The sequence below is a fragment of the Dongia sp. genome (genome assembly GCF_041910485.1).
Classification (GTDB): Bacteria; Pseudomonadota; Alphaproteobacteria; order Dongiales; family Dongiaceae; genus Dongia.
Genome location: NZ_JAYRQR010000029.1, coordinates 1 through 1,880 on the forward strand (window position 1 = coordinate 1; position 1,880 = coordinate 1,880).

General features: G+C 62.1%; 2 protein-coding genes. Both read right to left on the reverse strand.

Annotation, left to right across the window (positions count from 1 at the left end; genetic code table 11):
- Nucleotides 1-286: FtsW/RodA/SpoVE family cell cycle protein (locus ACE3PP_RS08665; RefSeq protein ID WP_374380611.1), on the reverse strand; the 286-nt coding region annotated here is incomplete at its 3' end.
- On the reverse strand, nucleotides 283-1,880 hold a 1,598-nt coding region (gene mrdA / locus ACE3PP_RS08670), incomplete at its 5' end, for a penicillin-binding protein 2 (RefSeq protein WP_374380614.1). The genes ACE3PP_RS08665 and mrdA, both read right to left, overlap by 4 nt.

Consider the following 1,880-nt stretch of genomic DNA (forward strand, 5'->3'; position numbering starts at 1 on the left):
CGAACAGGAAGACGGCAATCAGCAGCACGATGCCGATAACGTAGAGCGGAATGGCGAAGCTCATCAGTTTTTGCGGCGGAATGCGCGAGACGACCCACATCACGACGAGCGCAATGCCCATGTTGCCGGCCTGCGACATCATGCGGTGGGTGCTGTCGTAGGTCGCCGAATAGACCGTGCCCAGGCCGATCGCCATGATGGCCGCGGTGATCAGCAGCAAGGGGAAGTCGAGGTGGGCGACGGCATTGGCCCAGGCCCGGCGCAGGGTTCCGACGACATCCATCATTCCTCGTGTTCCTCCTCGATGGCATCGCTGTCTTCCTTGGCGGCGCCGGCCGGCAGTTTGCCCAGCAGATAGTAGTCGAGCACCATGCGGGCGATCGGGGCGGCGGACTGGGCGCCGAAACCGCCGTTCTCGACCAGCACGGCGAGGGCGATCTTCGGATTTTCGACGGGGGCGTAGGCGATGAACAGGGCGTGGTCGCGCAGGTGCTTCTTGACGGCCGATTCCTTGTACTGGGCCCCCTTCAGGGAGAAGACCTGGGCCGTACCGGTCTTGCCGCCGACGCTGTAGGGCGCCCCGGCAAAGGCGCGGGTGCCGGTGCCTTCCTTGTTCACGCCGATCATGGCGCGGTGGATCACGTCCAGGTTCTTTTGCTTCCAGCCCAGATCGCGCAGCGGCTTGGGTTCGACCGGGTGCTTCTCGCCGCTCCGGGTGTTGACGATGTTCTGGACCAGATGCGGCCGGAACATGACCCCGTTATTGGCCAGTGTGGCGGTGGCTTGTGCGAGCTGGATCGGGGTGTAGGCGTTGTAGCCCTGGCCGATGCCGATGGAGATGGTTTCGCCGGCGTACCATTTCTGCTGTTCCGGCTTCTTGAAGCGCTGCTTCTTCCATTCCTGCGACGGCAGCACACCCTTCGATTCGCCGGAATCATCCTTGCCCAGGTCGATTCCGGTGCGCTGGCCAAAGCCGATGCTACCCATGAACTTGGCGATGTTGTCGATGCCCATGTCGTTGGCCAGGACGTAATAATAGGTATCACAGGAATGGACAATGGATTTGTACATGTCCACGACACCGTGGCCGCCCTTCTTGTCGTCGCGGAAGGTATGGTTGCCGAACGTGAAGTAGCCTGGATCGCTGATCGCCTGTTGGGGCGTGCGCTTGCCCAACTCCAGTGCTCCCAGCGCCATGAAGGGCTTGAAGGTCGAGCCGGGCGGGTAGGCGCCGTTGATCGTACGGTTGATCATCGGCTTGTCGGGGTGCTCGTTCAGCTCCTTCCAGTTCTCCGGTGTGATGCCGTCCACGAACAGGTTGGGGTCGTAGGTCGGGGTCGACACCAGGGCAAGGACACCGCCGGTGCTGGGATCGATGGCGACCAGGGCGCCTTTGCGATCGCCGAAGGCCTTTTCGGTGATTTCCTGCAGCTTGATGTCCAGCGTCAGCTGCAGGTTGTTGCCGGAAACCGGCGGGATGCGTTTGAGGCTGCGCAACGCACGGCCGCCGGCATCGATCTCGACTTGCTCGTAGCCAGTTTCGCCATGCAACTCGAATTCGTAGTGCTGTTCGAGGCCTGTCTTGCCGATATGGTCGGTACCTTTGTAGTTGGGCAGCTTCTCGGCCTCCTCGATCCACTTCAGGTCGCGCTCGGTGATGCGGCCGATGTAGCCGATGGCGTGCGAGGCGACATGCCCCATCGGATACTGGCGGAAAAGGCGGGCCTTGACCTCGACGCCCGGGAAGCGATAACGCTGGGACGAGAACTTGGCGACTTCGGCGTCGCTCAGGCGGGTGCGGATGGGGATGGACTCGAAATTCTTGGCTTCGTCGAGCAGGCGTTTGAAGCGCTTGCGATCCTTGGGCTGGATGTCGATGA